This window comes from Vibrio sp. 10N.222.55.C6, from assembly GCF_041473395.1.
In the GTDB taxonomy this organism is placed as follows: domain Bacteria; phylum Pseudomonadota; class Gammaproteobacteria; order Enterobacterales; family Vibrionaceae; genus Vibrio; species Vibrio crassostreae_C.
Genome location: NZ_JBFRSD010001045.1, coordinates 1 through 341, shown reverse-complemented (window position 1 = coordinate 341; position 341 = coordinate 1). Strand labels below are relative to the sequence as shown.

Sequence of the window (341 nt, the reverse complement as noted above, 5' to 3'; positions counted from 1 at the left end):
AACCTACGCCATGATTAAAGCGTTGAATAAGCTCACAGGGTTAGGTATGCCTAAAACGATAGAAATAGCCTAATAATCACCCATACTGGCCGTTTCTATCTGAGATCCAATTAGGAAACAAAGCCGTTTAACCCGTCCATTGAACTCGCGGTAAAATCATCGAAATAAGCTAGTGATCTGAACCAGCGGAACTGGACACCTTTCAAACCGTCACTCCTCTTCTGAATATAGTTTTTGATGTCTTGAGTAAATTTTAAAGTCAAAGTACTGAACTTTGGTAATCCCCTTTGATGGGGAAGATCCATCAAGACATGAAATGTAAGAATGTCTCTATAACGATT

1 protein-coding gene is annotated in these 341 nt (G+C 39.3%); it reads right to left on the bottom strand.

The annotated features are described in order from the left end of the window. Window positions 1-110 precede the first annotated feature (110 nt). On the bottom strand, window positions 111-341 hold a 231-nt coding region (locus AB4486_RS27475; RefSeq protein WP_372119964.1), incomplete at its 5' end, for a hypothetical protein.